The 6,491-nt window shown below is 57.4% G+C and carries 5 protein-coding genes; 2 read left to right on the top strand and 3 right to left on the bottom strand.

Annotated features, from left to right (window positions below; all coding sequences use genetic code 11):
* Positions 1-213 (top strand): hypothetical protein (locus Q0349_RS10990; protein ID WP_298080994.1); only part of this gene is annotated, 213 nt, incomplete at its 5' end.
* Positions 214-378: 165 nt separating this feature from the next.
* Here Q0349_RS10990 and treC read toward each other — a convergent pair.
* Genes treC through Q0349_RS10975 form a run of 3 tightly spaced genes read right to left on the bottom strand, consistent with a single transcriptional unit; the run spans position 379 to position 5,021 of the window.
* Positions 379-2,034, bottom strand: a complete 1,656-nt coding sequence (gene treC / locus Q0349_RS10985; protein WP_298080992.1) for an alpha,alpha-phosphotrehalase — start codon at positions 2,032-2,034, stop codon at positions 379-381.
* 8 nt (positions 2,035-2,042) lie between these two features.
* On the bottom strand, positions 2,043-3,959 hold the full coding sequence (gene treP, locus Q0349_RS10980; protein WP_298080991.1) for a PTS system trehalose-specific EIIBC component: 1,917 nt from the start codon (positions 3,957-3,959) through the stop codon (positions 2,043-2,045).
* A gap of 51 nt (positions 3,960-4,010) precedes the next feature.
* Positions 4,011-5,021, bottom strand: coding sequence for a hypothetical protein (locus Q0349_RS10975; RefSeq protein ID WP_298080989.1), 1,011 nt, complete (start codon positions 5,019-5,021; stop codon positions 4,011-4,013).
* Between the two features lie 403 nt (positions 5,022-5,424).
* Between Q0349_RS10975 and mutL the strand changes: the two genes are divergently transcribed.
* On the top strand, positions 5,425-6,491 hold a 1,067-nt coding region (gene mutL / locus Q0349_RS10970; protein WP_298080987.1), incomplete at its 3' end, for a DNA mismatch repair endonuclease MutL.

The raw sequence follows: 6,491 nt of genomic DNA, 5'->3' as shown, positions 1-6,491 counted from the left end.
GGGGTGGGGGTGAGCGATATTGTTCATGAACTGAAATTCCTGTTTTTCAATGGCTTTGTTGTTCTCATCCCAAACCTCTCTCTGCTTCGCAAGCAATGCTTGTCGCTGCGCGAGCTATCCCAGCCCCTCAAGGAGAGGGGGATATATCGGCGGTTTTACCTGCTCCCGTTTGCACAAGAAAACGGGTTTTCCCAGACTCTAAACAGGTTCTAAAAAAGCCACCCGCAGGGGTGGCTTTTTTTATGGCTGATGGGGCGGGTCATGGCGACGATATTGCGGCGGTGGGGCAAGCCCCACCCTACGCACGCTTTCCGCAGTATATGTAGGGTGGGTCTCGACCCACCACAGCATTGTCAGCGCGAGGGGGCGCTTTACTTTCTACACCTTCTGCCGCAGATAAACCAGCGCTTCATACGGGCGCAGCAGCACGTCTTCTTCCAGCGTCGTCGGGGAATCGGGGTAATTGCCGAGGAGCAGCCGATAGCCCGCCGTGTCCGCGAGCGGCGCTTTTGCCACCTCGCCGTAGAAGTTCGCCAACACGACGAGCGACGCCTCATCATTCTCGCGGCGGTAGGCGAATATTTGCGGGTGGTCGGCAAGCAGCGGTGTGTAGTCGCCGTCCTGAATGACGCGCTGTGTTTTGCGTAGCTGGATCAGCGCCTGGTAATGGGCGTAGATGCCGTGCGGCTCGCGCGTCTCCGCCTCGGCGTTGATTTCCGTGTGGTTCGGGTTCACTTTCAGCCACGGCGTGCCGCTGGTGAAGCCCGCCTGTGCGCCCGCCGTCCACTGCATCGGCGTGCGCGCGTTGTCGCGGCTGCGCGCCCGCAGCAGTTCGTGAATGGCCGCCGCGTCCCGCCCCGCCGCTTTTTCGATGGCGTAGAGGTTGGTGCTTTCGATGTCGCGGTAGTCGTCGATGTCGTCGAAGTAGGCGTTGGTCATGCCGATTTCTTCGCCCTGATAGACGTAAGGCGTGCCGCGCAGCATGTGCAGCGCGCTTGCCAGCATGGTCGCGGACTCAACGCGGTAGCGGCGGTCATCGCCGAAACGACTCAAGGCGCGCGGCTGGTCGTGGTTGTTCCAAAAGAGCGCGTTCCAGGCATTGCCTGCCGCCATGCCAATCTGCCAGTCGCTGATGAGGGTTTTCAGCGCCGCGAAATCAAAGGGTTGCAGCGCCCATTTTTGCTGGTCCTTGTAGTCCACCTTGAGGTGGTGGAAGGTGAAGACGCTCGATAGCTCACCGCTTTCCGCGCCGGCGTAATGCACGCATTCGGCGAGTTTGGTCGAGCTCATCTCGCCGACGGTAAAACTCTGCACGTCGCGGCCGAAGCTCTCGCGGTTTAACTCACGCAGGTATTCATGCACGTACGGGCCGTCGGTGTAGAACTGGCGGCCGTCGGCGTGGTTGGGGTCGTCGGCAAACTCGCGCTTGCTGATGAGGTTGATGACGTCAAAGCGGAAGCCATGCACGCCTTTTGCCTGCCAGAAGCGGACGATGTCGGCGACTTCCTCGCGCACCGCCGGATTCGTCCAGTCGAGGTCTGCCTGGGTAACGTCGAAAAGGTGCAGGTAATACTGCCCGACTTGCGGCGCGTATTCCCAGGCGCTGCCGCCGAATTTCGATTGCCAGTTGGTCGGCGCGCTGCCGTCGGGCTTGCCGGGGCGGAACAAATAATAGGCGCGGTATTTGGGGTCGCCCGCGAGCGCTTTTTGGAACCACTCATGCGCGGTCGAGGTGTGGTTAAAGACCATATCGAGCATGATGTCGATACCGTGCGCCTTCGCCTCGCGGCAGAGGCGCTCAAAATCGTCCATCGTGCCGTAAACCGGGTCGATGGCGCGGTAATCGGCGATGTCGTAGCCGTTGTCGCGCTGCGGCGAGGGGTAAATCGGATTGAGCCAGAGATAATCCATGCCGAGCGCTTGCAGATAATCGAGCTTGCTGATGATGCCCGGCAGGTCGCCGATGCCGTCGCCGTTGCTGTCGCAGAAGGATTTGGGGTAAATCTGGTAAACGACTTTGTCTTTGAAATTCATGACATTCCTCACAGTTCCAAAATGCCGCTATCGCCGCATTTGACGTCCACATCCTTCTTCAGCACGCGGATAGCCTCGCCGTCGGTGAAGACCACCGGCGACACCAGCGGCTTGCCTTGGCTTTGCACATAAGCGACATCCACCTCCGCCAACACATCGCCCTGACGCACGCGGTCGCCCTGCTGGACGCGCGCGGTGAAGCCCTTGCCTTGCAACTCGACCGTATCCATGCCGATATGAATCAGCAGCTCGCGCCCGTTGTCACAGGCGATGCCGTAGGCGTGCCCGGTGGGGAACGCGACCTCGACCGTGCCGCTAAACGGCGCGACCACCACGCCATCTTGCAGCTCAATCGCGATGCCATCGCCCATACTTTTCGAGGCAAAGCCCTGGTCATCAATATCCTCAATGGCAAACAGGCGGCCGCTCATCGGCGCGATAAACACCTCTTCCGCCGGCGAGGCAGCAGGTGGCACGGCAACCGCAGGCGCGGGCGCGGGCGCGCTGCCTTTTTCCGCCGTGCTCAAACGCTTCTGCCCGACCAGCCAGGTCAGCACAAACGGCACGACAATCGCCGCCGCCATCGCCAGGGCAAACGAACCCCAGAATTGCGGATTGATAGACAAAATGCCGGGAATACCGCCGACGCCAATACTGAGCGCTTGCGTGCCCGAGCCAACCGAAATCACCGCGGCAATGGCAGAGCCAATCATCCCGCAAACGAGCGGGAAACCATATTTCAAATTCACCCCGAATAACGCCGGCTCGGTTACCCCTAAATAAGCAGAAATACAGGCAGGCACATTGACCTGCTCAGCGCGCTTATTGTGGCGCTGCAAAACACTCATCGCGAGCACACTCGAACCCTGCGCAATATTGGAAAGGGCAATCATTGGCCAAAGAATCGTGCCGCCGAATTTCGTCGTCAACGTAATATCAATGGCATTGGTCATATGATGCAAGCCAGTCATCACCACCGGCGCATAAAGAAAACCAAAAACGGCAGCGAATAACACCGACCACGAAGAAGTCAGCCCGCCATAAACCGCATCGGCAATAAACGTGCCAATCTTCCAGCCAATTGGCCCGACCAACATATGCGCAATAATCACCGCTGGCACGAGCGAACAAAACGGCACGACAATCATCGAAATGACGGCGGGCGAAATACGGCGGAAAAAGCGTTCCAAATATACCAAAACAAAGCCGGCGAGAATCGCGGAAATCACCTGCCCCTGATAGCCAATCATATTGACCTGGGTAAAGCCGAAATCCCAATGCGGAATATCCTCCGCCGCCGTACTGGCGACCGCAAACGCATTCAATAACTGCGGCGACACCAGCGTTGCGCCAAGCACAATGCCAAGAATCGGCGTCGTCCCCATCTTGCGGGTAATTGACCAGACAATGCCAATCGGCAGCATATGAAATACCGCCTCGCCAATCAGCCAAAGAAACTGATACATCCCCTGCCAGAACGACGACGTCTGCGCCAAAGTCTTGCCATCAAACAGCGCAATCTCGCCAATAATATTGCGAAAGCCCAAAATCAAGCCGCCGCACACCAGTGCGGGAATAATCGGCGCAAAAATCTCGCCAAGCGCGCTCATTATGCGTTGCAGCCAATTCTGCTGCGCCGTCGCCGCCGCTTTCACCGCATCCTTCGATACCCCTTCAATCCCGGCAAGGGTAGTGAATTCCTGATAAAACTCGCTCACCTCATTGCCAATAATCACCTGGAATTGTCCGGACTGGATAAACGTCCCCTTGACGCAGCCAATCGCCTCAATGCGGGCAATATCCGCCTTTTTCGGATCAACCAAGACAAAACGCATCCGCGTCACACAATGCGTGACCGCGCTGATATTCTCCCTACCGCCAACGGCTGCCAAAAGCAGCGTGGCATCCTGCTGGAACTTCGACATAAAAACCTCCCCGGTTTGGTGGATAGAAAAAGAATCTCCAAAAAATCCTGATCAGGAAAACAAGCGCCATAATATGATCAATACATAGGGCATCATCCAGGCAGAAACCACAATAATGATGGCCGCAGCCAATAGACTCACCAGCAACAACACACCATTATTAGCCGCAGAAGCCGTTCTGTCTTCCCTTGCAGGCAGCAAAACAAACGAAAGAATCAAAATAGCGAGCGCCAACCGTGCCGTCAAAATCATCGGCAAACTGCGCAAATGCATACTGTAACTGAAAGAAGCGGAAGTAATACCCATAAAATAGAACATCGCCAGCGGCAAAGTGACTACCAAAATAAAAACCATATGCCTGAGCGAGCGTTGAAAACGCCGCCAGGCAAACCAGGCGCCAAATAAAAAGCCAGGCATAAAAAAGCGTCCCATATTATCCGGCAAATGCCACCAGGAAATACCCTTACCCAGTATCAGTAGCAGCAGCCAGAAGAGCAAGCCATTGAGCAAGCCGGTACCCAGGCCAAAACCGAGAATGACGCGCTGCCAAGGATAAAATTCTGCTTCGTCTTCATCATTTGCGGGTTCGGGCAGCAACCAGCTTGCCAGCAAGGCGGCAAAAATGCCTTGCATCAAAACGAAACCCGTACAAGAAAAAACAAGAAACAAAATCTGCGCACCATCCCTGAATACACCCCAAAAAACCAAATAAATAATACTGAATACGGCATAAATGGTATTTAGTGCCAGCATGGATTTTACTGCTAGCATTACGCCGTGCCGATTGCGCCTTGCATTTCGCCAAACCAAAAACAATACGGTAGCAATACTGCCAAGCAATACAGGAAATAAAAACAACAACCCCCACAAGAGATATAAATACATTTTGTCCGTTGCTGGCTGTGGTAGTAATAGCTGCCCCAGCAAAATGCCAGAAAGTTTTATACTTCCCAATAGATGGGCAACAAAATTAAACAACAACATCCCGCCAACGAAGCCAAAAAAGACTTTCGCCCACGGATATGCCACTGCTGTTTCGGCTGTCGGATTGCGGTTAAACATTTCTCTCTCCCTGAATCAAAATACGCTTAAAGAAAAGGCGATGCCTACCGGACAAAAGCGCCCGTCAACATCGCCATATAGCCATCCACCGAAAGCCTCATACGGTGTTGCGTCGCCTCGCCGTACAACCGCGTACTGTCTTCGGCGACGCGCCTTGTCTGAAACTTTCGGTGGATGGCTATGATTTCAGCTACCGCCCCGCAGCGGCACCACCCACGCGCGCCCGCAACATAGCGGGGCGGGGTGGTGGGGAAAATGTGATGCGTCATGCCGTATTCCTCTGCGGGGGATGCGCCGATGATAGCGCCAATCCCCCCGGCTGGCTATCGCCCCATCCCCGCCGGGATTGCAATTCCCCGGCAAAAGGCAACAATAGCGCGCGAATCCCTGCCCCGTCGTCGCCATGCCCCGCATCCAGCAACTGCCCAACCACCTCATCAACCAAATCGCCGCCGGTGAAGTCATCGAGCGCCCCGCCTCCGTCGTCAAAGAAATCGTGGAAAACGCCATCGACGCCGGGGCGACACACATCGACATCGACATCGAAGACGGCGGCGGCAAACTCATCCGCGTGCGCGACAACGGCTGCGGCATCTACCCGGACGACCTCGCGCTCGCCTTCGCCACCCACGCCACCAGCAAAATCCGCAACCTTGACGACCTTGAGCACGTCACCACCCTCGGCTTTCGCGGCGAAGCGCTGCCAAGCATCGCCTCCGTCGCCAAGACCACCCTCACCAGCCGCGCGGAAGGCGAAATACAAGCCTGGCGCATCAGCCCGCATCTGGGCGACGCCATCAGCCCGGCGGCGCACCCGCCCGGCACCACCATCGAAATCCGCGACCTCTTCTACAACACCCCGGCGCGGAAAAAATTCCTGAAAAGCGAACGCACCGAGCGGCAGCACATCCAGCAGCTCGTGCAAACCCTCGCCTTAAGCCACGACGGCATCACCATCCGCCTCAATAACCACGGCAAACTGCTCGGCGCATACGGCGGCGCCGATCTCGCCGCGCGCATTGCCAGCGTCCTCGGCGATGAGCTGCTGGAGCAGTCGCTGCCCATCGACGCCCGCAGCGGCGAAATGCACCTCTATGGCCGGGTTGGCCTGCCGACCTGCGCCGGCAACCAGCCCGACCGCCAATACTTCTACATCAATGGCCGCATGATCCGCGACAAAATCATCGCGCACGCCATCCGCCAGGCCTACCAGGATATGCTCTACCACGGCCGCCATCCGGTGTACGTCCTCTACCTCGACATCGCGCCCGACCTCATCGACGTCAATGCGCATCCGGCGAAACACGAAGTGCGTTTCCGCGAAAGCCGCCTCGCGCACGACTTCCTCTACAGCAGCCTGCACCACGCCCTGCGCGGCAACATCCCCGCCGCGCAAACCGCGCCACCGCGCGAAACCCCGGCGCCGTCGCCCGCCGCCGCGCGACAACAACCGCCGCTGCGCTACGACCA

This window comes from uncultured Cardiobacterium sp., assembly GCF_938028185.1.
Classification (GTDB): Bacteria; Pseudomonadota; Gammaproteobacteria; order Cardiobacteriales; family Cardiobacteriaceae; genus Cardiobacterium.
This window is presented reverse-complemented; position numbering and strand designations above follow the sequence as displayed.

Coding starts and splice junctions, on each gene's coding strand:
- treC (WP_298080992.1), bottom strand. CDS start 2,034: ATGAATTTCAAAGACAAAGTCGTTTACCAGATTTACCCCAAATCCTTC.
- Q0349_RS10975 (WP_298080989.1), bottom strand. CDS start 5,021: ATGTTTAACCGCAATCCGACAGCCGAAACAGCAGTGGCATATCCGTGG.
- treP (WP_298080991.1), bottom strand. CDS start 3,959: ATGTCGAAGTTCCAGCAGGATGCCACGCTGCTTTTGGCAGCCGTTGGC.